This is a genomic window from Brevibacterium sediminis (assembly GCF_024895295.1).
In the GTDB taxonomy this organism is placed as follows: domain Bacteria; phylum Actinomycetota; class Actinomycetes; order Actinomycetales; family Brevibacteriaceae; genus Brevibacterium; species Brevibacterium sediminis.
Map to the genome: position 1 here is coordinate 211,642 of NZ_JAHQRN010000002.1, position 24,042 is coordinate 235,683.

The following is a 24,042-nucleotide window of genomic DNA, read 5'->3' on the forward strand; positions in this document are numbered from 1 at the left end:
GATCCTAACGTGAGTCGACCGACCAGTGCATGATCGCTGGTTACACTGGGTTCCATGGGCACTGGGCAGGGCAAGTCCCTCACACTCAACAGCGCGTTCCGGCTCGGTTTCACCGGCGCCCTGGGCGTCGGGCTGGCGATCGTGGTGATGACGGCGCTGCAGTCCGTAGCGACCGTGATCATCTATATCGGTCTGGCACTGTTCCTCGCTCTCGGTCTCGAACCGATCGTGCAGTGGCTCGTCGACCGCAAGGTTCCGCGGTCGCTGTCGGTGCTCATCGTCGTCGTGGCCTTCATCCTCATCGTCGTCGGCGTCGCACTGCTCATCGCCCCGGCCGTGATCAGTCAGATCCAGACGTTCGTCGCGGATCTGCCCGGAATCGTGGCGAACCTTGCCACGACCGGGTGGGTGACGGAGCTCGAAGAGCAGTTCACCGGCGCGATCGACATCGATGCGGTGTTCGCCAACATCGCGGACTGGGCCTCGGATCCGAAGAATGTGCTCTCCCTCGGCGGCGGCGTCGTGTCGATCGGGGCGGGAATCCTCAGCTTCCTCACCGGCGTGATCATCGTCGTCATCCTCACCATCTACTTCGCCGTGTCCATGCCGACGATCAAATCCGCAATGTTCTCCCTGGTCGCAGCCTCATCGCGGCCGACGGTCGAATCCGTCACCGAGGAGGTCACCCGATCCATCGGACGTTACGTCCTCGGTCAGGTGTCCTTGGGTGTCATCAACGGCGTATGCTCGGCGATCTTCCTCACCATCATCGGTGCCCCGCTGCCGGCGCTGTTGGCGTTCGTGGCGTTCCTCGCCTCGCTCATACCCCTGGTCGGCCCGATCACCGGGGCGATCATCATCACCGCGTCCTGTCTGATGGTCTCGCCCGGGCTGGGCATCACAGCCGGAATCTACTACCTCGTGTACATGCAGGTCGAGGCGTATCTGCTCAGCCCGCGGATCATGAACAAGGCTGTCGACGTGCCCGGTGCCCTCGTCATCATCGCCGCGATCGCCGGCGGAACCCTCGGCGGTGTGCTCGGTGCGGTGGTCGCAGTGCCGGTGGCCGCCTCGGCGCTCATCATCATCCGCAAGGTCGTCGTCCCGGCGCAGGCGAAGAAGTAGTATTTCATGCCTCATGCATGTGACCTGGTTGACCGGCATATCGCAGCGTTCAACGCGGGCGATGTCGAGGAGCTGCTGGCTGACTTTGCTGAGTCTGCCACCTGGGTTACCGGTGACTACACCGTTCCGGAAGGCGGTCTTCGAGAGTTTTTCACCGGAGCAATGCAATCGCTGAGGCCGCGGCTACGCCTGCGCCGGATCATCGACGGTGGTTCGTCCATCGCCGTCGAGATGCGCGAAGACTGGTCTCATCAAAGCGAGGCGAAGAGTGCGGGGCTCGTCGCCATCTTCGACCTGGCCGACGGGCAGATCGCCCGGGCCACAATTTATCGGGAAGGCTCGGCTGACGCTTAGCTGAGCCTTCCGGCTCTACTGGCAGAAATGGAGTCCCTCCACGACCATCAGCTTGCTAAGGCTACTTAACTAGTACACTAGTGTTCATGGTCGCAGGAAAACAACAGTTCAATATCTGGCTGCCGCCTGAGCTGGTCAAGCGGGTCAAACATGCTTCGGTCGATGCCGAGGTCTCTTTGTCCGTCTTCGTCGAAAGGGCCATTGAAGACCATCTCTCTAGTCTTGCGGCAGATGAAGAAGGGAGTCCTCCGTGAAAGTACTGCCGATTCGGTACAGCAAGAATGTTGAGGCCGCGACGGAGTTCTACTGTGCACTCGGGCTGGAAATTGGTTCGTCGTCGCGTCCGGGCAACTGGGTCGAGATGCCTGCCGCCGCAGGTGTGTTGGCCATCCACGCGGCGTCAGCAACCGAAGGCGGAAGTTGCGAACTGGCTTTCGAGACTGACGAGCCTTTGGACGAAGTCGCTACTCGGATGTCGGCTGCAGGGCATGAAACAAGTCCCGTGATTGACGAAAACTTTGGACAGTCGCTTCGTCTGTGCGACCCGGACGGAGTCTGGGTGCAGGTCAATCGGTACGATCGCGAGTTATATACATAGTGCCAGACGAGAACCGAGGGCGCGGCAGTGTCGCCGCGCTGGCCGTAGGCATCATCGCGGTGGAGTTCGCCACTGCCGTGTCGCGCTTCGTGGCTTCGACTCTGCTTCCGGTGATCGCCCCGGATCTCGATGCTCGCGATCAACTCGCACTGTTGCTAGCGGGAACGAGTCTTGGACTTTTCGTCGCAATTCCATTGATCGGACCGGTGGTTCGCGGTCTGGGAACAAAGGGCGCACTCAGCCTCGGAGTCCTCGGCTATCTCGGTGGATTAGCGTTGTCTGCGGCGGCGTCTGTGAGCTGGGTATTCACGATTGGCCAGTTCGTCAGCGGCTCAGCTGGTGGCCTGCTCGCACTCTTCGGGTTCAGTGCCGCCATCAAGCACCTGGAAGATTCGATTCGTGTGAAGGTCGTCGCCATTTCAGCCTCGATGTGGATCTTGCCCGCGCTGATCGGCCCAGTCGCTACTTTGGGGCTTGAACATGTCATTGGGTGGAGGTGGGCGTTGCTGGTGCCCGCACCCATCGTGCTTATTGGGCGACTCCTCATCGTCAGCGCAGTGAAGAACGATGATTTGTCGCCTGCATCCAGGCCGCCGGTTCGGCGAATGTTTTTGATTCCGGTCGGTGCGGCCTGCGTGATGTTCGGGACACACTCTCTGATTCTTGTTTGTGTTGGAGTCGCTGTTTCCGCGCTTGGCCTTGCGGCGGTCATGCCACGAGGGACGTTGCGGCTGAAGAGAGGGGTTCCTTCGGCGCTGGTTGGGATGTTGCTATTCGGTTTCGGCTATTTCGGAGCGGACAGCCTCATTACTATCCTCTTGACGGACGGATTCAAGGTGAGCCTGGGTAAGTCGGCTATCGTGCTCAGCGCGGCACCGCTCGCGTGGGGCGTGACAAGTCTGATTCTGACGGCCGCAGCCCGCGGATTCATTTCAGTTCGACTGTCTCAATCGGGACTGCTGGTAGCGGGGGTGTCAATTGCTGCATTGGTGTTGGGCGTCGAATTCTTGCCCTCCTATTCATCGGCATTGACCGCGTGGACTCTCTCTGGAGTTGGTGTGGGATTGGCCTACCCAAGTCTTTACGTTCTGGCCAGTAAGCCTCAGGCTGGGGGCGTAGGCCCGAGCGAACTCGCGGTCGCTGTAATTGCTGCTGAGGATTTCGGAGGATTGGAGGATTGATGGGGAAGACAGTTGGCGGAGCCGTCAGCTCATTCGACGGAAGCGGCGGGCTTTCTGTGGCCTATGCGCTGTTTTCGATTGCACTTGTTGCTTCCACATTTGCAGCGGGACGGGCCAAAGGCGAGGACTGAGCGTCAGTCGTGGTCGTCGTGGTGGTCGGAACCGATCCGGGTGACGAGGGCGTGGATGATGAGCTTGACGATGAAGTATGTGCCGAAATAGCCGACTGCTGCGACGGCGAGCGTGACGAGCAGGTTGGACTCCCCGGTGCCGACCACCGACAGCGTGGCGAACACCGTGACGGTGATCGCCGCGAGATACGGGATCAGTCGGAGGACGGGGGACTCGGGCTCGCTCATGGGGCTGAGTCTAGCAACGGGGTACCGGAGCATCGATGCGGAGTCTAGGGTGGAGCCCATGACTGAAGCCGACTGGAGAGCTCAGCGCGACGATGCCGTGCCTAAGGATGTGGAACGGCTGCTTGCAACCGTGCCGGAATGGTTCGGCAGACCCGAATCCAACGCCGAATACATCGACGACGCGCGCCGCATGGAGACGTGGACGGTCCGCGACGAACGTGGCCGAGTCGTCGGAGTCACGTTGGTGACGCATCACTTCCCGCAGACCAGCGAAATCCATTTCACCGTCGTCGACCGCTCCTTCCATGGCGAGGGAGTCGGGACTGCGATGATCGAGGCCATCACCGAGGATGTGCGGGCCCGAGGGGCGCAGCTGCTCGAAGTGAAGACCCTCGGCCCGTCGAAGGACGATCCGAACTATGGACGGACCCGACACTTCTACGAGAAGATGGGCTTCCTGCCTCTGGAAGAGACCGACCTGTGGGGAGCGGACACGCCCTGCCTGATCATGGTGAAGCCGGTGGGACATCATGTTCAGGGTGGTCAGGAGGCAATGGGTGGCTGATGCTCACACCTCATCGACTGCCTCCGTGGCCCCCGACTGATCCGGAATTCGGCGCGATCCGACTGCGGCGCGTGGAACTTCGTGATGCTGTTATGGCCCGTGACCTGTCCACCGATCCGTACGTGCCGCTGACGGGGACTCTGCCCGGGCACGCCAGCCGTGAGGAGGCTGAGTCCTGGGTTCGGAGACAACAGGGGCGTCACGCAGAAGGGCGGGGTTTCTCGTTCACGATCGCGCGGCGCTCCGACGATGAGGCAGTCGGCAATTGCGGTCTGTGGCTCAAAGACCTTGCAGACGGCCGAGCCAGTGCAGGCTACGCGATCGCGCCCTCGTCGCGACACCGCGGATACGCTGCTGAGGCGCTCGTTGCACTGACGAACTTCGCCTGGATCATTCCCGGGCTGAGCCGAGTCGAACTCTTCATCGAACCGGGGAACACCGGGTCTCTGCGGACCGCTGACAGAGCAGGATATGTACGCGAACGAGTGCTTGTGGAACACCAGGAGATCGGCGGCACTCGGCGAGACATGGTGCTGTACGCCGCAAGTCGCCCACCTTCGGAGTCGGTTGAATGAGATCGAATAAAGCTAGGGACTTGACCGAAAAACTCAACGGCATTCGCGCCATCGTCTTTGATGTCGGCGAGACTCTGGTCAATGAGACCCGAAGTTGGTCGGAGCTGGCGAACGAAGCGGGAATCTCGGAGTTCACTTTCTTCTCTGTGTTCGGGTCACTGATCGAAAGGAGAGTTGATCATCGAAGCATATGGAACGAACTGGGAGTGCGACCGCCCACAGCGAAAACTACAGTCACACTTGCAGACCTCTACGCAGACGCAGCTGCGTGCATCGAGGCAGTCAAGACATCTGGAAGAATCGTGGGTATCGCGGGCAATCAGCCAAATGGAGTTGAGCGACAGCTAAGGGCTAACGGACTGTCCCCTCACTTTCTGGCTTCATCGGCAACATGGCGTGTGAGCAAGCCGGAGCCCGAGTTCTTTGATCGCATAGTCGATGCCGCAGGTGTTGAGGCTGGTCAGATTCTCTATGTCGGAGACAGAATCGACAATGACATCGTCCCTGCGAAGCAAGCAGGAATGATGACAGCATTCCTCCAGCGGGGGCCTTGGGCTGTCATCCAACGGAAGTGGTCGGAAACGAGAGCCGCCGACTTCTGGCTGGAATCGCTCGAAGCACTAACAGAAGGCCTGTGTGGAACGGACTCTCAGAACTCGATCACGAAGCAATGACGGCTATTGTCCGCACCCGGGTTCCGACCTAAGGTGAGAGGACACGGACACATCCGCTCCGCGCCTCCGACCGCCATCGGACGAGGCACGTGTTGTGGGGTGGATGGACTCACACGAAGGAGTGTCATGGCAGTCTACTCAGCACCCGGTACCGACGGCGCGCTCGTCACGTTCAAGCCCCGTTATGAGAACTACATCGGAGGAGAGTGGGTGCCGCCGAAGGACGGCAACTACTTCGAGAACATCACCCCCGTCACCGGGCAGGCCTTCACCGAGATCCCCAGCTCCACCGCAGATGATGTCGAGACCGCACTCGATGCAGCCTGGGCAGCGGCACCGGCCTGGGGCAAGACCTCGGTCGCCGAACGGTCGAACATTCTGCTCAAGATCGCCGACCGCATCGAATCCAATCTCGAGATGCTCGCCGTCGCCGAAACCTGGGACAACGGAAAGGGAATCCGTGAACCCCTGGCAGCAGACCTCCCGCTGGCCGTCGATCACTTCCGCTACTTCGCCTCAGCCATCCGGGCGCAGGAAGGCGGCATCTCACAGATCGACGACGACACCGTCGCCTACCACTTCCACGAGCCCCTCGGTGTGGTCGGACAGATCATTCCCTGGAACTTCCCCCTGCTCATGGCCACATGGAAGCTCGCACCGGCGCTCGCCGCCGGCAACTGCGTCGTCCTCAAACCTGCCGAGCAGACTCCGGCGTCGATCCTCGTCCTCGCCGAACTCATCGGCGACCTGCTGCCTCCCGGCGTCCTCAACATCATCAACGGATTCGGCGTCGAAGCCGGCAAACCGCTGGCGTCGAACAAACGCATCCGCAAGATCGCCTTCACCGGTGAGACGACGACCGGCCGTCTGATCATGCAGTACGCCTCGCAGAACATCATCCCGGTCACCCTGGAGCTCGGCGGCAAGTCACCGAACATCTTCTTCGACGACGTCATGGCCGCCGACGACAGCTTCAGAGACAAGGCGCTCGAAGGCTTCGCGATGTTCGCTCTCAACCAGGGCGAGGTCTGCACCTGCCCGTCGCGTGCACTCGTCCAGGACTCGATCTTCGACGACTTCGTCGCCGCCGGCGTCGAACGCGTCCGCTCCATCAAGCAGGGCAACCCGCTCGACACCGACACCCAGGTCGGCGCACAGGCCTCGAACGACCAGTTCGAGAAGATCATGTCCTATCTGAATATCGGCAAGGATGAAGGCGCCGAGGTGCTCATCGGCGGCGACAAAGCCGAACTCGACGGTGACCTTGCCGGCGGCTTCTACATCCAGCCGACGATCTTCAAGGGCACGAACAAGATGCGCATCTTCCAGGAGGAGATCTTCGGACCCGTCGTGGCCCTGACCTCGTTCTCCGACTACGACGACGCGATCGCCACAGCCAATGACACGCTCTACGGCCTCGGCGCCGGAGTCTGGGCCCGCACCGGCAACACCGCCTACCGAGCCGGACGCGACATCCAAGCTGGCCGCGTCTGGGTGAACAACTACCACGCCTACCCGGCCCACGCCGCGTTCGGCGGATACAAGTCCTCGGGCATCGGACGCGAGAACCACAAGATGATGCTCGACCACTACCAGCAGACGAAGAACCTGCTGGTCAGCTACTCCGAAAATGCACAAGGATTCTTCTGATGAGTGAAACAGCCGAAACAGCCGCTCTCGAATCGACACCGACGATCGAGGGCGAAGAGAAATCGCGAGTGGCGATGACTCAGGCCGCCATCGACCTGCTCGCCGACCTCGTCGACAAACACGGACAGCTCATGTTCCACCAGTCCGGTGGCTGCTGTGACGGCTCGTCGCCCATGTGCTTCCCCGAAGGCGACTTCCTCACCTCGGAAGCCGATGTGCTGCTCGGCCACTTCGACCTGCCCATCGACGATGCCGAGAAGGCCGGACTGGACTTCTGGATGTCGACGGAGCAGTTCGAGTACTGGAAGCACACACATCTGACGATCGATGTGGTGCCGGGACGGGGGAGCGGCTTCAGCGTCGAATCACCGACGGGAAACCGCTTCATCATCCGCTCGACGCTCATGGACGTCGGCTGAGACCACGAGCACTGTCTCCTGCGGGTGGATCCGCCTCGATTTCTCCAGAGGTTTCGAGGTGGATCCACCCGCAGAATGCATCTGTGCTGAAGACGCGGTCACTTCCCGGCGTTCAGCACCTCGGGTTCGCCGAGGGAGAGCATCAGTCGGTTCGCCCAGTTGAAGAAGGCGGCACAGCTGAGTGCGTCGATGATGTCGCCGTCGTCGAGACCCGCCGCACGCAGCTGCTCGACGTGTGCGACGCCGAACGCCTGCGGGGTCAGGGTCAGCGCCACCGAGGCATCGACGACGGCATCCCACACCTGATCACCGAGGTGGCTCTTCGTGCCGATTCCCTCGTCGAGGAGGCGCTGGACGACGTCACGACGCCCGGATTCCTCGGTGGCCCGATCGGCGTGGACCGACGCACAGAACAGGCACCCGTTGTGCCGCGAGGCCGCTGTCGCGGCGAGTTCGCGTTCGGCCCGGCCGAGCCCGTCGGTGGTGTTGAAGAAGATGTCGAAGTCGGTCAGGGTCCGTGCCTTGAGTGCGGCAGGATCCCTCGCCAGCAGCCGGAAGTACGGGTTCTTCGCCCGTCCGGCCTCGATGAGGGCATCCCGTTGGTCATCGCCGAGGTCCGACTCGGCGACGGGAGCGATCCACGGCACCCACCCGAGCCCACCTTGCTGGAACAGCTTCGGGCGGTGGAGATTCGGATACGTCTTCACCCTGTCGCCGACGGCCTGCAGAGCTTCGTCCACTCTCGCCGAGGCGGGGCCGTCGTCGGCATCGTCCGTCTCGTTCGCGGATTCGCCTTCCGACCGGTCCGCCTGGTGCGGTTGAGTATCCGCGGTCGCTGAGGCCGCCGCATCGGTGAGCGCGGCGAGTCCGGTGCTGATGCGGATCTGGAAGTTGAGGAACGACACGAGCTGAGCGAGAGTGACGATGCCGTCCTCGTCCCATCCCGCCTCGAGCAGAAGCGCGAGGTGACCCGGGCGGCTGTCGCGCGGATGGAGAACGAGAAGATGAGCGAATTCGAGTCCTGCCGTCAGCTTCTCACCGAGTCTCTCCGCCGTCGCCTCGGCGGCAGTCAGCCACGGCCCGGGAACGTTCTCTTCGGCCAACGCCGCGGATTCGAAGATTCCGTAGGGACCAGCTGTGCCGGCAGGCGAGGTCGCCTCGTCGAGGAGTTCGGCGACCGCCCAGGACACGGACTCGTCTTCGTCACGCAGGAGATCACGGTAGAACTCCTCGGCCCGAGTCGAACCGAGCAGACCCGCGGTGAACGCGGCGACCGCATAACGGTCGCGGAAGCTCACGCTCTTCGGATCAGCGGGTTCGAGCAGAGCCTCGAAACTCAGCTGCGCGTTCTCCTTCGCCTTCGCCCGGTGGCCGCGCAGCTCATCGAGAGGATCGTTCGCCGCGATTCCGGCGAGGAGGTTGATGATATCTGCCATCTCAGTGCACCTTCTCCTTGGTCACGGAGAACCCGAGGGCGGGTGCCACCTCGGTGGCCAGCAGTTCGATGGACCGCAGAGCGGTCTCGTTCGTCGCCGGAACCGAGTGCACCTGGAAGCTGACGTCGGTGGCACGATCGAGGACGCGGTCATGCTGCAGACGTTCGCTCACCTGCTCGGGCGTGCCGAGGTAGGTGTCGGTGGCGACGAGGAGCTCATCGAGGCTCAGTCCGGAGGTGTCATAGCCGACGAGGCGGTCGGCCTCGGCCCGCAGCGCTGGCTCGGTGATCTCGCGCAGCCGGGACAGATCCTCGGCATCGGCGACCACGGCGGTACGAGAGGCGAGGATACGCGGTTCGGCCCCCTCGGGCAGCTGGGAGAGATAGGTATCGATGACCGGCAGCTGCACCTCGTCGAGGAGTGCCGCCGGATTGTCCTGGGGACGCGGCTGAGTCCGCGAGAGCATGAGACCGTCACCGGCAGCACCTGCCGCCCCGGCTCCGCCGGCGGAGAACGTCGCCTGCCACAGTCGTCGCTCGAGGCTCGGACGCTGCCCATCGGGAGCGGGGTAGAGACCATGGTCGGTGGGCAGCCGGTCGCCTGAGAACAGTGTGCGCAGGGTCGCGAGATTGTCGGCGAAGACCTCACGACGCTCATCGAAGCTCGTGCCGAAGGCGGGGAACGACTTCGGGTTCCCGCCCGAGCCCAGACCGATCTCGAGGCGACCGCCGGAGAGCTCGTCGAGGACGGCGGCGTCTTCGGCCACGCGCACGGCATTCTCCATCGGCAGGGTGATGATCGCGGTGCCCAGAGAGATTCGGGTGGTACGGGCGGCGGCGTGGGAGAGGAAGACGAGCGGGGACGGCAGCCCGCCCTCGGCCGCGGAGAAGTGATGCTGGGCGACCCAGGCCGAATGGAAGCCGAAGTCCTCGGCCGCCTCGATCTGTTCGAGGGCGAAGCGATAGCGGTCTGCGGCGGGGGCGTCTTCGAGCAGGCGGGTGAAGAATCCGAGCTTCGGTCCGCCTACCTGAGTGTCGGTCGCCTGAGTGTCGGTGGGTTGCGGGGTCATGGTTCTCAGCTTTCTGCTGCTGCAGTGAGCAGGGTCGGGGTCGCCGGTCGATTGTTCGCAGGCGCTGCGGCGACCGACAGCGTCGCGGGACGGGGGATCGCCTCGAGCAGAGTGCGGGTATAGGCGGAGCGCGGGCGAGTGAAGATCTCTTCGGTCGCGCCGTCGTCGACGAGGTGTCCGTGCGACATCACGGACACCGTATCAGCGATCTGGCGGACGACGGCGAGATCATGGGTGATGAAGACGTAGGTCAGACCGAGCTCCCTCTGCAGCTCGTCGAGCAGTGTGAGGATCTGCGCCTGCACGGTCACGTCGAGGGCCGAGACAGCCTCGTCGAAGACGACGAGTTCGGGTTCGACGATGAGGGCGCGGGCGATCGCCACTCGCTGCAGCTGACCGCCGGAGAGTTCGGCGGGACGCCGATCGAGGAAGTCCGCAGGCAGCGCCACCCGGTCCATCGCTTCGGTCACGAGCCGCGGTCGGGAGGCGCGATCGCCGAGGCGGAAGTTGCGCAGAGGCTCCGTCAGCGTCGACCGGATCGAATGCTTGGGATCGAGAGTTGAGAACGGGTTCTGATGGACGAGCTGCACGGTGCGCCGGAACTCCCGCAGCCGCTGCCGTGAGGGACGACCACGTCCGAGCTCCGCAGCATCGAAGTCACCGATGCGCACATGCCCGGACTGCGGGGCGAGGAACCCGGACAGCGCCTTGCCCGTGGTGGTCTTGCCCGAGCCGGACTCGCCGACGAGACCGTGCGTGGTCCCGCGCGCCACGGTGAAGCCCACACCCTCGATGCCGGTGATCCGATCATCCGTACGGTCGAAGACATGGGTGAGCGATTCGACGGAGACGAACGGGTCTGTGGACTCCCTGGTCGCCTCGGTGCGGGCAGTTCGTGCCTTTGTCTGCAGTGCGGGAGCATCGGCGATGAGACGGGTGGTGTAATCGGTGGCCGGGTCGGAGAAGACCCGTCCGGCCGGCCCCGATTCGACGATGCGTCCGCCCTGCATGACCACGACCTCGTCGGCGCGTTCGCCGGCGACGGCGAGATCGTGGGTGATGAAGAGGATGCCCATCGCGGTCTCGGCGCGCAGTTCATCGAGAAGGTCGAGGACCTGCTTCTGGACGGTGACGTCGAGGGCGGAGGTGGGTTCGTCGGCGATGAGCAGGCGCGGGCGCAGCGCGATGGCAGCGGCGATGAGCACACGCTGCCGCATCCCACCGGAGAGCTCATGCGGGAACTGGTCGGCCCGCTTCTCCGGCTGGTCGATGCCGACCCGGTCCAGGAGCTCGACGACCTGGGCGCGAGCCTCGGCGCGGCCCGCGCGACGGTGGATGCGCAGCGCCTCGGCGACGGACTTGCCGACCGTCTGCAGCGGATTGAGCGAGGACCCCGGATCCTGTGGGACGTACCCGATCTGAGATCCGCGCACACCGCGCCAACCGGAGGTGCCCAGGCTGAGCAGATCAACCTCGCCGAGGCGGATCCGCCCGGCCGCGACCCTGGCCGAGGAGGGAAGGAGACCGATGACGGCGTTCGCCGTCGTCGACTTCCCCGAACCGGATTCCCCGACCACGGCGGTCATCGAACCGGGACGGACCGCGAGATCGAGCTCGCTCACGGCCGGTGCCGCGGAGCCGCCTCGGTGGGAGTATTCGACGGACAGGCCGTCGATGCGCAGCAGTGAGGAGTCGGTCATGATGTCACCTTTCGCAGGGTGTTGCCGATCTGGTGGGTGGCGAGCACGATGGCCATGACCACGAGGCCGGGCAGCACTGTCAGCCACCAGGCGGTGGCGACGAAATTGCGGCCTTCAGCGATGATGAGTCCCCATTCCGGGGTGGGCGGCGGGGTGCCGTAGCCGAGGAACCCGAGCGTGGAGATCTGGAGGATCGCCGAACCGACCTGGAGGACCGCCAGCGAGAGCACGGGAGAGATCGAATTCGGGAGGATATGGCGAGTGAGGACGGAGAAGAAGGTGCCGCCGGAACCGTAGGCCGCGGCAACGAAGTCGCTCGTATTGATCTGCACCGCCTGTGACCTGGCGAGACGCGCGAACTGGGCGATGGCGGTGACGCCGACGGCGATGGCCGCGTTGATCGTGCCGAAGCCGAGGACCACGACGATCGAAAGGCTGAGCAGGATCGCGGGGATGGACAGCAGCACATCGATCAGGCGCATGAGCACATCGTCGATGAGTCCGCGCCGGGTGCCGGCGATGAGCCCGATCGTGGTGCCGATGATCAGCCCGACCCCGACGGCCACGAGCGCGGCCAACAGGGACTGGGAGGCGCCGTAGACGACTCGGGTGAAGGCATCCCTGCCAGTCTGGTCGGTGCCGAACCAATGCTCGAGACTCGGTGCCAGCAGGGCAGGGGTGTCTCCGCCGTCGTTGGGGTCGAAGTGGGTGAAGAGCCCGGGAGCCAGCGCCCAGGCGACGGCGATGAGCAGAACCAGAGCGGAGACGATGGTCGCCGGGGAGAGCGCGGCGCGTGCCCGGCCGCCGCGTGCGCGCCGGGTCTCGGTGCCCTGGCCGCGGGTGAAGACGATGCTCACGAGTTCTTCTCCTTCGTCTCGTCATCCCATTCGAGGTCGACGCCGACGCTGGCAGCGGATGCCGTGAGAGCGCGACGTGTCGGTTCGTCGTGGCTGCGCAGGGCCCTGCCCGCCGAGGCGGAGCTGCGTTTCGTGCGCAGCCGGACGTCGATGACGGGGTAGAGGAGGTCGACTGCGAGGTTGATGATGACGTAGCCGAAGGTGGCGATGACCACGACGGCCAGGAGGATCGGATTGTCTCGGTGGGTGACCGCTTGGGCGGTGATGAGTCCGATGCCGTTGCGGCCGAACACGGTCTCGGTGACCACGGCGCCGGCGACGAGTTCGCCGAAGACGAGGCCGATGATCGTCAGCCCCGGCAGCACCGCATTGCGGGCGACGGTGTGGACGAGGATCCACAGTTCGGAGGCGCCCTTCGCGGTGGTGACCTTGACGAAGCCGGAGGCCTGCACCTCGGTGATGGAGCGGATGAGCACCTGGGCGATCGGGGCCGAGAGCGGAACCGCCACGGTCAGGGTCGGCAGTACGAGCGCCTCGGCGGGGCCGGGATCGACGACTGAGACGACGCCGAGTTGGAAGGAGAAGACCTGGATGAGCAGGATTCCGAGCCAGAACACCGGGATCGAGATGAAGAGGCTGGGCACCGAGTCGAGGACCCGGCGCACCCGAGCCGTCGGCCCGGTGGACGGTCCGAAGGTGGCGAAGACGGCGATGATCACGGCGAGGACGAGGGCGGTGACGAACCCGGAGGCCGCGAGGACTGCGGTCGACGGCAGAGCCGCAGCGATGATCGTCGACACGGCCGCACCGGTCTGGACCGAATAGCCGAAGTCGCCGGTGAGGAACCCGGTGAGGCTGAGGACGTAACGCGACCACCAGGAGTCGTCGGCACCGGTGGCCGCACGGATCTCAGCGATCTGGTCATTGGACAGACCCAGCGCCGGATCGGCGAAGCGGGCAGTGACGCCGTCGCCGGGGATGAGGCTGAGCAGGATGAACGCCGCTGTGAACGCGAGCAGCAGCACGAGGATCGCTTGGCCCAGGCGCAGGAAGAGGTAACGGGTGTCGAGGATCATTTCTCTCCTGCCAGCCAGGTGCTGTAGAAGTCGGGCCGTCCCACGGGTTCGGTGGCGAAGCCGTGGACGCGGCGGCGGAAGGCGAAGACCTGCGGCTCTTCGAAGAACGGCAGCACATAGGCCTGGTCGACGAGGTAGTTCTGGACCGCCTCGGCGGCCTGCTGGCGCTTCTCCTGGTTCGGTTCGGACGCCAGCGTTTCGAGGAGTTCGTCGACCTTCGCATCGAGCGAATCGTCGTCGGCGTCGGGGCGGTCGGCTCCGTTGAGGAAGACATCGCGGTTGACAGACGAGTAGTTCGAGCGCAGGTTGTCGAAGTCGGCGCGGGCGACCATGGAATGGTAGATCTGCACGGTGTCGAGTTCGAGGGCGTCGAGGGTCTGTTTCGATTGGTCGCCGGGATTGATCGACAGGCGTACGCCCACACGGCGCAGCTGCTGTTGGATGAGGGTCTGGACCTCGTTCGACCGCGGCTGCGGCAGAGCGATATTCACCGTCAGCGCCAACGGCTGCCCGTCTTTGACACGGTAGCCCTGCTCGTTGCGCTCACTCCACCCGGCCTCATCGAGGAGGCGATTCGCCTTGTCCGGGTCGAAGTCCCACGACCCCGACTGGTCGACATACCCCATGGCGCCCTTGGCCAGCAGACCGGTGGCCAGCGGGTAGTTCGGGGTGAAGAGCTTGTCGACGATCTCCTGGCGATCGATGGCGGCGATGATCGCTCGCCGGACGTCGATATCGGCAAGCAGGTCGTGGCGGAACCGGAAGTTGATGCTGTTGTTGATTCCGTTCGTCGCCTTCGCATAGAGGCGCAGCCCCTGCTCGGTCACACGGGACTCGTCCGGAGCCTGGACGTCGCGGACGCCGTCTGCCTGTCCGGAGAGCACTGCTCCGATGCGCACGGAGTATTCGTTGTTGGTCAGATAGTCGATGCCGTCGAGGTGGGCTCGGCCCTGGTGCTTCAGATGCGGGGGAGCCCAGTCGTAGTCTTCGCGGGCACGGACGGAGAGCTTCGTGCCGATGGTCTCGGCCGTGATGTGGAAGGGCCCGCAGGTGTGGATCTGCGTGGCTCCGCCCGGGCCGAAGCCTTCGGCGTCGAGGTAGAGAGTGGAATCGGCGAGCAGTCCTGCGTTCATCGTCGACGTCGCCTGCGCGAAACCGGGGGAGGGGGCGGAGAAGTGGAACCGAACCCGATGCTCGTCGAGGACTTCGCTGCGCTCGTAGTTCGAGATCTGCTCGGACACCGGCAGCGTGCGTGCTTCGTCGCCGAGACCGAACAGGTCGAAGTTCTTCGCCACATTCTCAGGTGTCAGCGGTGAACCGTCCGAATAGGTCACGCCTTCACGGATGGTGAATGTGTAGGTCGTGGCATCGGCGTTCGTCTCCGGCAGTTCGGTCGCCAACCACGGATAGAGCTCGAGTGTCTTCGGATCCTGCCACAGCAGGCGTGCGGAGATGTTGTTCATGATCCCGCCGTTGGGGTAGAAGCCGACCGACGGCGGGTAGAGCAGGGTCCAGGTCTGGGGTTCGAAGTAGGTGAGCACTCCACCGCGGACGGGTTCACCCTCGGCCAGCGAACCGGAGTCGTGAGGTGTGCAGGCGCTGAGGGTGAGCAGAGTGCCGAAACCGAGACCGAGGCTGAGGACCGAGCGGCGGTCGAGGCGGCGCTGAGTCAGACTCGCGGAGGCGGAGAGACGGTCCGGCATGGAAGAGGTCCTTCGGGCAAGTGGGATGGAACAGAGGGAGCTGAGTGTGATAGTTCAACAATATGCGGACATCGCAGGTGTCGTTGACGGCAGACAGAGGCGGTGTCCGGCGTGGAGCCCGAAGTGGATGCGCATGCCATGAGTAAAGCGCATCCGTGCAATTACCGTCAATCCGGGGCTTAATATTGAGACATGTTGAACAGTGCGGAATTCGATCATCTCGTTATCGCCGTCCCAGATCTGCAGAAATATGTTGAGCAATGTGAGGGCCGTCTGGGGGTGAGTGCGGTCGACGGTGGTGCGCATCCGGGCTTGGGCACGGCCAACGCGCTGCTCGGACTCGAGCTCAGCGATGAACTCTCCGATTCGCTGGGACTCACACGTCAGAGCGGTCCGAAACCGCTGACGTACCTCGAGATCCTCGGTCCCGACCCCGAGCAGGACCCGGTGCTGGCGGCCGCGCGGTTGGCCGGGGTCACGGCGCCGACCGTGCAGAGGTGGGCGATCCGTCCGGACGATTTCGACGGCTTCGTCACGGCCGCTGCGCGGTCACGGGAACCGCGCGTCCGCCTCGGCGAGGTCCATGACATGACCCGCCGAAGACCGGACGGAGCCGTTCTCGACTGGCGCCTGACCAGGCACACCCCGCTGCCGTGGTCGGGGATCCAGCCGTTCCTCATCGACTGGAAGGACTCCGAGCATCCCGCGATGCAGGAGATGCCGTCGGTCCGACTCGAGCGCCTGTGGGGCGCGAGCGAGGACCCGGATGCGGTAGGTTCGGTCCTCGACTTCTTCGGCATCGGACTCGACATCATTGCCCTCGATGTCGAAGAAGGGGAGACTGAGGGCCTACACGCTCATCTGAAAGGTCCGGGTGGATCATGGACTCTCTGAACACCATTCCCGCGCAGCTCGACCACCTCATCATCACGGTGCCCGACCTCGACGCCGGGGTCGCCGCCGTGGAAGAGGCCACCGGGCTGCGCGCGGTTCCCGGCGGTTCGCACCCGGGGCGAGGGACCGCGAACTATCTGCTCGGACTCACCCCGAATGGTTGGCCGGAGGGAGCCCACACCTACCTCGAGATCCTCGGCCCCGACCCGCAGCAGGAGCCGCTCGCCGACGGCACCCTGCCGCTCGACGCTCATCTGGCCGCCGAGCCGACCTTGCAGACCTGGGCCATCCATCCGCCGGCGTTCCTCGCGAAGATCGCGGCCGCGAACACCGCGGGCATCGATTTCGGCGAGGTCCAGGACATGGCTCGGGACACCGCCGAGGGCGACCGCCTCGAATGGCGACTGACCACCCGATCTCCATTGCCGCATGATGGTGCGCAGCCGTTCCTCATCGACTGGGGCGAATCCGTCCATCCCGCCGAGGCGGCCCTGCCCGCCCTCGAACTGCTCGATTTCCGTGTGGAATCGCCGGAGCCCGAGGCGGCGCGGCAGGTGCTCGAGGTACTCGGGGCCGGTGACACCGCGGTGGTCGAGGGGCCGGTCTGTCGTCTGCGTGCCAGGTTGCGCGGGCCCGGCGGCGTGCTCGAGTTCTGACTTCGCCGAAAAATGGGCTGAGTGTCGAGACACGGGTGTGTGCGCACGTTTCTCGACACGCAACCCGTTTCTCGATGAATCGGCAGGAGATAGACTCACAGGCGTGCTCAGTCGAACCCGTCTCGCCTCCCGTCCACGCCTCCGCACCCTGACCTCGCTTGTCGCTGTCTCACTGGTCGTCGGACTGAGCGCCTGCGCGCCCGCCGCCGACGAAGAGACGCGGCCGACTCCGAAGGCGGCCGAAACGCAGGCCGCTTCGCCGGACCCGAGCGACTCAGCCGAGGCCAAGCCGAGTGAGTCGCCCACGCCCACCGAGACCGCGAACGTCGAGGATGCAGGAGCGGCCGGAGTCAGCGAAGACGATATCGACGATCATGGCAGCGGAAAATGGGACCGGCCGAAAGAGGAGACCGGACCCAACCGCGACGAGGGCAAGACGTTCAAGGTCGCCCTGCGCGTCGAAGACAACCTGCCCATCGACGTCGATGAGGCCGGCGACTTCATCATCAAGACCCTCCAGGACGAGCGCGGCTGGCAGGACATGGACGACGTCTCCATCGAGCTCGTCGATGAAGGCCAGGACACGATGATCTCCATCGCCAGCCCCGATACCGTCGACGAGATGTGCTTGCCGCTGCGGACCCTGGGCAAGCTCTCATGCCGCAATGGACCCAACGTCATCCTCAACGCCAAGCGCTGGGTCTCCGCCACGGAGGAGTTCGACGATATCGTCCAGTACCGGCAGTACCTCATCAACCACGAGGTCGGTCACGCTCTCGGCCACGGCCACGAATCCTGCCCCGGACCGGGCAAGACCGCACCGCTCATGCAGCAGCAGACGAAGGGCCTGCAGGGGTGTGAGCCGAACGGATGGCCCTCGAAAGGCTAGTTCCGCGGCAGTCGCGGACAGACTCCGGCCGCGATACAGCGCAGGCCCCGCAATTGCGGGGCCTGCGCTGTCATTGTGTAGACGTGCGTATCAGTGCTTGGGCGAGCGGGGCCGCAGAGAGTAGTCTTCGGCACCTCGCGTTGCCGTCTCGTACTCGATCTCATCGCTGACGGAGCTCGTGCCCGAGGGGGCCAGCGAACCAGGCTGTTCGACGACAGCGATGCTGTCGGTCGCGACGACCTCACGCTGATGGTCCGTCGGGGCGCCCGCATCGATCTTCGTGGCCAGAGCCTTCTCACGAACGAACATGAGGATGACTGCCGCGATGATTCCCAGCGGGCAGACCCACAGGAAGATCGGCACCAGCGCATCGCTGTACGCATTGACGATGATCGAGTGGATCGGATCGGGCAGCGACTTGACCACTTCGGGGGTCAGTGAGTTCGACCCCGTGCCCTTCATCGCCTGGGCGCCCTGGGGTCCCAGGGACTTGATGCCGTCCTCGAGGTTGGATGCCAGCCGCGAGGTGAAGAGCGAACCGATCAGCGACATGCCCAGCGTGCCGCCGATCTGCCGGAAGAAGTTGTTCGACGCCGTCGCCGTGCCGACCATCGCCACCGGGAACGAGTTCTGGACGATGAGCACGAGCATCTGCATCGACAGTCCCAGGCCGAGGCCCAGCACACACAGGCAGCCGATGACGACGAGAACGTTCTGATCGGCCGTGACGAAGGTCCCCATGAGGAAGAGGGCGACGCCGACGATCGCGCTGCCGAGCACCGGGTACCACTTGTACCGTCCCGTCTTCGAGACGACGAAGCCGATGATGACCGAGCTCGGCAGCATCACGGCCATCATGGGCACCATGAGGAGCCCGGCCTTGGTCGCTTCGATCCCGTGGGCCATCTGCAGGAATGTGGGCATGTACGAAAGTACGCCGAACATGCCGATGGCGATGCACATGCCGGCGATCGTGCAGAGGACGAAGTTCGTGTCCTTGAACACGAACATCGGGATGACGGGTTCGGGCACAGCCTGTTCGACGAAGACGAAGACGACGGCGCTGATGACGGCGATGGCGATGAGTCCGATGATGATCGGATCGTCCCAGTCGTACTGATGCCCGCCCCACGAAGTCGTGAGGATGAGTGCCGAGGTGAATTCGGCGATGAGGATCATTCCCGCGACATCGACATGGCGTTTGACCGACCGATCCGACTTGGGGACCTTGAGGAAGAGGATGGCGGCGATGAGCGCGAGCACGCCGAACGGAAGATTGAGAGCGAATGTCCAGCGCCAGCCCGGACCCTCGGTGATCCAGCCTCCGATCAGCGGTCCCGCCACCGAGGTGACCGCGAAGTTCGCCCCCATGATGCCCATATACGGGCCGCGTTTGCGCGCCGGCACAACCGCGGCGATGAGAGCCTGCGAGAGGATGATGAGACCGCCGCCGCCGAGGCCCTGAATGACGCGTGCGGTGATGAGGACGGCCATGTTGTGGGCCAGGAAGCCGACGATCGAACCGAGGATGAACATGCAGATGGCGAAGATGAAGATCTTCTTCCGGTTGAACGAATCGCCCAACTTGCCGTAGATCGGCATCATGATCGTCGACGCCAACATGAACGCCGTCGAGACCCACAGCATCTGGTCGACGCCGTTGAGGTCACCGACGATGGTCGGCAGGGCCGTGGCCAGCATGGTCTGGTTGAGCGAGAACATGAACATTGCCAGCATCAGGCCGGTGAATAGCAGGATGACCGACGAGGTCTCGATCTCCGGCTCCTCCTCGGCGCCGTGCTGCTTCTCGGCAGCGGGCACGGTGGCGGTAGTGGTCATTTCAGCCTTTCTAAGAGGGTCAGGAACAGTTCGATCGAGGAGGTGAACGCCTGGTCCACCCGTTCGTCGTCCAATTCGTGTTCGGTGTCGAATCGCGCGGAGGCGAAAGCGTGCTCGAGCGGGATGCTGCACAGCTGCGCGAGCATCCGCGTGGCCCGTGCGGCGGTGTCGTCATCGGCAAAGGTGATTCCGCGACGTTCGATCCGCCGGCGGATGCCGGTGATGATCTGCTCGGAGTAGTGCCGTTTCGTCTCCATGCTGAGCATGCCGAGGTGCGGATGCCGAGCCTGGATCGCGCGCAGCTTCTGCTTGTTCGCCGACCGCGGCAGCAGGAATTCGAACGCGGCGCGGATGGTGAAGGAGAGATCCTCCACCAGACGCTCGCGCCGGGGCTCGAAGTTCTCGATGAATCGCTGCAGAGCGGCGGCGATATCGTCAGAGGTCGTCAGTCCGACGATCGCCATCTCCTTGGTAGGGAAATAGTTGAAGAACGTGCGCGTCGAGACCTCCGCAGCTTCCGCGATCCGAGCCACAGTCACCTCGTCGAGTCCATGATCGAAGACGAGATCGACGGCCGCGGCGTGGATGGACGCGCGGCGCTCACGGGTCTGGCGCTCGCGCAGGGATTCGGTCGGTTCGGAACTCACCAGAAAATTATGCACCTCTTGCAAATTTGCACCAAATGCAGAAATGCATTCAATGCATTTCTCGACGGTGATGTTGTTCACACTCCGTCGTCGGGCGGTCGACAGGTGGGAATATATGTCCGCGTGCACCTGTTGATTGAGTCGTATACGCTCAACTTTGAAAGAGGAGGTCAGCTTTGGCCACATTCTTCGGACCCGCAGGCTCGGGCGGAGACTCGTTCGACGAGTTCCTCGCTCGTTTCCTCCAGGGGCAGACCGGAGCCCGCCGAGGCCGTTCCGTCGACATCAACCGACTGCTGAGCAAGCGCAGCCACGAGGTCATCGAAGCGGCCGCGGAGTTCGCAGGACGACACGGTCAGTCCGAGGTCGACGCGCTCCACATCCTGCGCACCATGGTCGATTCCGAACCCGGAATCTCCGCCGTGCGCCAGGCCGGCGCCGATCCCGAGGCCATCGCCCATGCGATCGAAGAGCGCCTTCCGGCCAGCACCGACACCGAGGCGGATTCCACGCCCACGCTGACCGGTTCGGCCCAGCGCGCCCTGCTCGACGCCTATCAGGTGGCGCGAGCCTTCGGGTCGACCTACATCGATCCCGAACACATGTTCTTCGCCTTCGTGCTCAACCAGGAGATGCCCGCCGGTCGGATCCTCGCCCAGGCAGGCGTCACCCAGGCTGCACTGCAGGCCGGTGCCGAGGCGGCCGAAGCCGCAGGTATGCATCCCGGCCAGGAGGCCGAAGGCGAGGACGGTCAGGAATCCGTGCTGGAGAAGTTCGGTACGGACCTCACCGAGCTCGCAGCCGAAGGCAAACTCGATCCCGTCATCGGCCGCTCGGAGGAGATCGAGCAGACGATCGAGATCCTCGCCCGCCGGACGAAGAACAACCCGGTTCTCCTCGGCGAGGCCGGTGTCGGCAAGACCGCGGTCGCCGAAGGCCTCGCTCAGGCCATCCACTCGGGCGAAGTTCCCAAGCAGCTGCAGGGCAAGCGCATCATCGCACTCGATATGCCCGGAATGCTCGCCGGCACGCGCTACCGCGGTGACTTCGAAGAGCGCCTGACCGGAGCGCTCAACGAGATCGCCGACGACGGGGACATGATCGTCTTCGTCGATGAACTCCACACCCTCGTCGGCGCCGGCGGCAACGGCGAGGCGAACTCGATGGACGCCGGCAACATCCTTAAACCGCGCCTGGCCCGCGGCGATCTGCACATGATCGGCGCGACCACGCTCAAGGAGTACCGCACCATCGAGAAGGATTCGGCTCTCGAGCGTCGCTTCCAGCCGGTGACCGTGGGTGAGCCGAGCGTCGAGGATGCGGTGACGATCATCGACGGGCTGAAGGATCGCTACGCGGAGTTCCACGAGGTCACCTACACTGCCGAGGCGGTCCGTGCGGCCGTGGAGCTGTCGAACCGCTACATCACGGACCGCTTCCTGCCGGACAAGGCCATCGACCTCATCGACCAGGCCGGCGCCCGGATGTCGCTCAGGCGCGGACCCGCGGTCGATATCGACGCGCTCAAGCTCAATCTCTCCGAACTCGAAGCGGAGAAGAAGTCCGCTATCGAGGTGGAGGACTACGAGCGTGCCGGCCGTGTCCGCGATGAGATCAACGAGGTGACCGCTCGGATCGAATCCGCCGAGAACCCGGACGCGGAGGCCGTGAAGACCGCTGCCGCCGAGGCGATCATCGGTGAGCAGGAGATCGCGCATGTGGTCTCCCGGGCCACCGGAATCCCGGCAGCGCGGATGACGCAGAGCCAGAAGGCACGACTGGCGAACATGGAAGAGGTCCTCCACGACCGCGTGGTCGGACAGGACGAAGCCGTGACCGCCGTGTCGCGCGCCATCCGCCGCAGCCAGACCGGTATGGCCGATCCCAACCGTCCCATCGGCAGCTTCCTCTTCCTCGGCCCCACCGGTGTCGGCAAGACTGAGCTGGCGAAGGCTCTGGCGCAGACCCTGTTCGACGACGAGTCGGCCATGATCCGCTTCGATATGAGCGAGTTCGGCGAACGCCACACGGTGTCCCGCCTCGTCGGTGCTCCTCCCGGCTACGTCGGCTACGACGAGGCAGGGCAGCTGACGGAGAAGGTCCGCCGTCGCCCGTATTCGGTCATCCTCCTCGACGAGGTCGAGAAGGCCCATCCGGATGCGTTCAACCTGCTGCCGCAGGTCCTCGACGACGGACGGCTCACCGACGGTCAGGGCCGCACGGTCGACTTCCGCAACACCGTGGTCATCATGACCTCGAACCTCGGCTCCGAGTTCATGTCCGGCACTCCGCTGGGCTTCGCCTCCGGGGCTGCGGGAGACGCGGAGAAGGATCTCAAGGCCAAGGTCATGGGTCGCCTCAAGGAGTTCATGCGGCCGGAGTTCATCAACCGCATCGATGACACCGTGATGTTCTCGCGGCTCGATCGCGAGCAGCTTCGGTCCATCGTCGATCACCAGCTGGCCGCGTCGAAGCAGCGCCTCGAGGCTCAGGGCATCGCCCTCGACGTCTCGGCAGAGGCTCTCGACTGGCTGGCCGATGAAGGCTACGAACCCGAGTTCGGCGCCCGTCCGCTGCGTCGTACGATCCAGCGCGAGCTCGACGACCGCATCGCCGATCTCCTCGTCACCGAGGCGGTCGATGAGGGCGGCACCGTGCGTGCCACGGTCGTTGACGGCGCACTCAAGGTCGTGGCCGGCACCCGCCCGGAGCCGATCATCGCCTGATCACCGAGGCGGCCCTGCACCGGCCGTCGCTTCTCAGCGACGCGTCCGAACCGGAATGAGCCCGGGACGAAAGATTCCGTTCTTTCGTCCCGGGCTCTGTCGTTGCTGCGGGCAGCGTCGCGTCCCGGTTCAGCCGCGGGTGGCAGAGGACTGTTCGGGCTGGGGATCGTTCGCCCCGAGGAGGCGGCTGAGGACGAGCCGTTCGCCGAGCGTCCACGTGGTCGTCGTCGCCAGGTAGAGAGCGGCGGCCAAGGGGACGAAGAGCGCGAAGATCGCGGTGAGGAAGGGCATGAAGCTCAGGGTCTTCATCACTCCGGACAGATCCGGCATCGCCGGAGCATCTGACCCGTTCTTTGCCGGGGGAGCGGTCGGGGTCTCGGGTGTGGCCGGGGTGAGCAGGTGTCGGGAGAACCCCGCGACGACGGCGATGAGGACGACGAGGATGAGGTAGACCGTGATCGCGGTGCCGGTCAGATCGCCGGCGCCGAGCAGTCTGACGAAGCTCGTGTTCAGGGGCAGACCGAAGAGCGTATGACCGAGCAGCTCATTGGCGTGCCCGCCGATCGTCGCATTGATGAAGAGGCCATAGACGGCCATGAGCACTGGGGTCTGTGCCAGCACCGGCAGGCATCCGGCGAAGGGCGAGGCATTCTCCTCTTTGTACAGCTCCATGAGCTTCCGCTGCATGAGTTCGGGCTGCTTCTTGTACTTCGTCTGCAGCTCTTTGATCTTCGGGGCCAGTCGTTTCCGAGTGATGCCTGCCCTGACCTGGGACACCCCGACGGGGATGAGCACGGCGCGGACCAGGACGGTGAGCACGATGACGGCCAGGGCGGCACTGAAGCCGCCGGCGAGCGGTTCGAGAATGTCGCTGATCCCCGTGACCACCGTGTAGGCGGCCTCGACGAGCAGGCGGATGGGCAGGAATTCGTAGATGTTCACAGGTGAGTGTCCTTCGGACAGGGCGCACTGAGGCGCGGTTGAATGGGCCGTTGAAGGCCATCACCGTGACGATTGATGACAATTGCCCGCGCCGAGGCGGGGAGACGT

General features: G+C 64.3%; 24 protein-coding genes. 14 read left to right on the plus strand and 10 right to left on the minus strand.

Features of this window, described 5'->3' with window-relative positions; genetic code table 11:
* Positions 1 to 54: 54 nt before the first annotated feature.
* The 5 genes from KTJ89_RS05300 (at position 55) to KTJ89_RS05320 (ending at position 3,258) form a co-directional block, all read left to right on the plus strand.
* Positions 55 to 1,125, plus strand: a complete 1,071-nt coding sequence (locus tag KTJ89_RS05300) for an AI-2E family transporter (protein WP_139469331.1) — start codon at positions 55 to 57, stop codon at positions 1,123 to 1,125.
* Positions 1,126 to 1,131: 6 nt separating this feature from the next.
* On the plus strand, positions 1,132 to 1,479 hold the full coding sequence (locus KTJ89_RS05305; protein WP_259357000.1) for a nuclear transport factor 2 family protein: 348 nt from the start codon (positions 1,132 to 1,134) through the stop codon (positions 1,477 to 1,479).
* Between the two features lie 86 nt (positions 1,480 to 1,565).
* Positions 1,566 to 1,733, plus strand: coding sequence for a ribbon-helix-helix domain-containing protein (locus KTJ89_RS05310; protein ID WP_259357001.1), 168 nt, complete (start codon positions 1,566 to 1,568; stop codon positions 1,731 to 1,733).
* Complete coding sequence (locus KTJ89_RS05315) at positions 1,730 to 2,077, plus strand: VOC family protein (protein WP_259357002.1); 348 nt, start codon at positions 1,730 to 1,732, stop codon at positions 2,075 to 2,077. The genes KTJ89_RS05310 and KTJ89_RS05315 overlap by 4 nt, the downstream gene beginning before the upstream one ends.
* Positions 2,077 to 3,258 (plus strand): MFS transporter, encoded by a 1,182-nt coding sequence (locus tag KTJ89_RS05320; RefSeq protein ID WP_259357003.1) that lies wholly within the window; start codon positions 2,077 to 2,079, stop codon positions 3,256 to 3,258. The genes KTJ89_RS05315 and KTJ89_RS05320 overlap by 1 nt, the downstream gene beginning before the upstream one ends.
* Before the next feature lie 134 nt (positions 3,259 to 3,392).
* Here KTJ89_RS05320 and KTJ89_RS05325 read toward each other — a convergent pair whose 3' ends face one another.
* Positions 3,393 to 3,617 carry a hypothetical protein gene (locus tag KTJ89_RS05325; RefSeq protein WP_259357004.1) on the minus strand — a complete coding sequence of 75 codons (225 nt, stop codon included), beginning with the start codon at positions 3,615 to 3,617 and terminating at the stop codon, positions 3,393 to 3,395.
* A gap of 58 nt (positions 3,618 to 3,675) precedes the next feature.
* Here KTJ89_RS05325 and KTJ89_RS05330 point away from each other — a divergent pair, with 58 nt between their 5' ends.
* The 5 genes from KTJ89_RS05330 to KTJ89_RS05350 all read left to right on the plus strand — a co-directional run bounded on the left by KTJ89_RS05330 (position 3,676) and on the right by KTJ89_RS05350 (position 7,500).
* Complete coding sequence (locus tag KTJ89_RS05330) at positions 3,676 to 4,182, plus strand: GNAT family N-acetyltransferase (RefSeq protein ID WP_259357005.1); 507 nt, start codon at positions 3,676 to 3,678, stop codon at positions 4,180 to 4,182.
* Positions 4,182 to 4,757 (plus strand): GNAT family N-acetyltransferase, encoded by a 576-nt coding sequence (locus tag KTJ89_RS05335; protein WP_259357006.1) that lies wholly within the window; start codon positions 4,182 to 4,184, stop codon positions 4,755 to 4,757. Before KTJ89_RS05330 ends, KTJ89_RS05335 begins: the two co-directional genes overlap by 1 nt.
* Before the next feature lie 20 nt (positions 4,758 to 4,777).
* Positions 4,778 to 5,431, plus strand: a complete 654-nt coding sequence (locus KTJ89_RS05340; protein ID WP_259357007.1) for an HAD family hydrolase — start codon at positions 4,778 to 4,780, stop codon at positions 5,429 to 5,431.
* Positions 5,432 to 5,557: 126 nt separating this feature from the next.
* Complete coding sequence (gene adh / locus KTJ89_RS05345; RefSeq protein WP_259357008.1) at positions 5,558 to 7,081, plus strand: aldehyde dehydrogenase; 1,524 nt, start codon at positions 5,558 to 5,560, stop codon at positions 7,079 to 7,081.
* Positions 7,081 to 7,500: a DUF779 domain-containing protein gene (locus KTJ89_RS05350; RefSeq protein ID WP_139469337.1), complete on the plus strand. Its 420-nt coding sequence runs from the start codon at positions 7,081 to 7,083 to the stop codon at positions 7,498 to 7,500. The genes adh and KTJ89_RS05350 overlap by 1 nt, the downstream gene beginning before the upstream one ends.
* A gap of 98 nt (positions 7,501 to 7,598) precedes the next feature.
* Here KTJ89_RS05350 and KTJ89_RS05355 read toward each other — a convergent pair whose 3' ends face one another.
* The 6 genes from KTJ89_RS05355 to KTJ89_RS05380 are packed head-to-tail and all read right to left on the minus strand — an operon-like array spanning position 7,599 to position 15,341.
* Positions 7,599 to 8,936 (minus strand): alkylhydroperoxidase domain protein, encoded by a 1,338-nt coding sequence (locus tag KTJ89_RS05355; RefSeq protein ID WP_259357009.1) that lies wholly within the window; start codon positions 8,934 to 8,936, stop codon positions 7,599 to 7,601.
* Position 8,937: 1 nt separating this feature from the next.
* Positions 8,938 to 10,005, minus strand: coding sequence for a putative FMN-dependent luciferase-like monooxygenase (locus KTJ89_RS05360; RefSeq protein ID WP_259357010.1), 1,068 nt, complete (start codon positions 10,003 to 10,005; stop codon positions 8,938 to 8,940).
* 5 nt (positions 10,006 to 10,010) lie between these two features.
* Positions 10,011 to 11,705, minus strand: coding sequence for a dipeptide ABC transporter ATP-binding protein (locus KTJ89_RS05365; RefSeq protein WP_259357011.1), 1,695 nt, complete (start codon positions 11,703 to 11,705; stop codon positions 10,011 to 10,013).
* Positions 11,702 to 12,562: an ABC transporter permease gene (locus KTJ89_RS05370; protein ID WP_374990251.1), complete on the minus strand. Its 861-nt coding sequence runs from the start codon at positions 12,560 to 12,562 to the stop codon at positions 11,702 to 11,704. Before KTJ89_RS05370 ends, KTJ89_RS05365 begins: the two co-directional genes overlap by 4 nt.
* Complete coding sequence (locus KTJ89_RS05375) at positions 12,559 to 13,638, minus strand: ABC transporter permease (protein WP_139907140.1); 1,080 nt, start codon at positions 13,636 to 13,638, stop codon at positions 12,559 to 12,561. The genes KTJ89_RS05370 and KTJ89_RS05375 overlap by 4 nt, the downstream gene beginning before the upstream one ends.
* On the minus strand, positions 13,635 to 15,341 hold the full coding sequence (locus KTJ89_RS05380; protein ID WP_259357012.1) for a TIGR04028 family ABC transporter substrate-binding protein: 1,707 nt from the start codon (positions 15,339 to 15,341) through the stop codon (positions 13,635 to 13,637). The genes KTJ89_RS05375 and KTJ89_RS05380 overlap by 4 nt, the downstream gene beginning before the upstream one ends.
* Positions 15,342 to 15,533: 192 nt before the next feature.
* On the opposite strand from KTJ89_RS05380, the gene KTJ89_RS05385 reads away from it, so the two are divergent.
* From KTJ89_RS05385 to KTJ89_RS05395, 3 genes are all read left to right on the plus strand, one after another.
* Positions 15,534 to 16,235: a VOC family protein gene (locus KTJ89_RS05385; RefSeq protein ID WP_172174091.1), complete on the plus strand. Its 702-nt coding sequence runs from the start codon at positions 15,534 to 15,536 to the stop codon at positions 16,233 to 16,235.
* A complete protein-coding gene (locus KTJ89_RS05390; protein WP_259357013.1) occupies positions 16,223 to 16,891 on the plus strand; it encodes a VOC family protein in 669 nt (222 codons plus the stop codon). Before KTJ89_RS05385 ends, KTJ89_RS05390 begins: the two co-directional genes overlap by 13 nt.
* Positions 16,892 to 16,994: 103 nt before the next feature.
* A complete protein-coding gene (locus KTJ89_RS05395; protein WP_172174085.1) occupies positions 16,995 to 17,780 on the plus strand; it encodes a DUF3152 domain-containing protein in 786 nt (261 codons plus the stop codon).
* Positions 17,781 to 17,870: 90 nt separating this feature from the next.
* Here the strand turns inward: KTJ89_RS05395 and KTJ89_RS05400 are convergent, their stop codons facing one another.
* Both KTJ89_RS05400 and KTJ89_RS05405 read right to left on the minus strand, forming a co-directional pair.
* Positions 17,871 to 19,619, minus strand: coding sequence for a DHA2 family efflux MFS transporter permease subunit (locus tag KTJ89_RS05400; protein ID WP_259357014.1), 1,749 nt, complete (start codon positions 19,617 to 19,619; stop codon positions 17,871 to 17,873).
* Positions 19,616 to 20,266 carry a TetR/AcrR family transcriptional regulator gene (locus KTJ89_RS05405; protein WP_259357015.1) on the minus strand — a complete coding sequence of 217 codons (651 nt, stop codon included), beginning with the start codon at positions 20,264 to 20,266 and terminating at the stop codon, positions 19,616 to 19,618. The genes KTJ89_RS05400 and KTJ89_RS05405 overlap by 4 nt, the downstream gene beginning before the upstream one ends.
* A gap of 176 nt (positions 20,267 to 20,442) precedes the next feature.
* Here KTJ89_RS05405 and KTJ89_RS05410 point away from each other — a divergent pair, with 176 nt between their 5' ends.
* A complete protein-coding gene (locus KTJ89_RS05410; RefSeq protein WP_259357016.1) occupies positions 20,443 to 22,992 on the plus strand; it encodes an ATP-dependent Clp protease ATP-binding subunit in 2,550 nt (849 codons plus the stop codon).
* Between the two features lie 129 nt (positions 22,993 to 23,121).
* On the opposite strand, the gene KTJ89_RS05415 is transcribed toward KTJ89_RS05410, so the two are convergent.
* Complete coding sequence (locus KTJ89_RS05415; RefSeq protein ID WP_259357017.1) at positions 23,122 to 23,934, minus strand: YidC/Oxa1 family membrane protein insertase; 813 nt, start codon at positions 23,932 to 23,934, stop codon at positions 23,122 to 23,124.
* Positions 23,935 to 24,042: the final 108 nt, after the last annotated feature.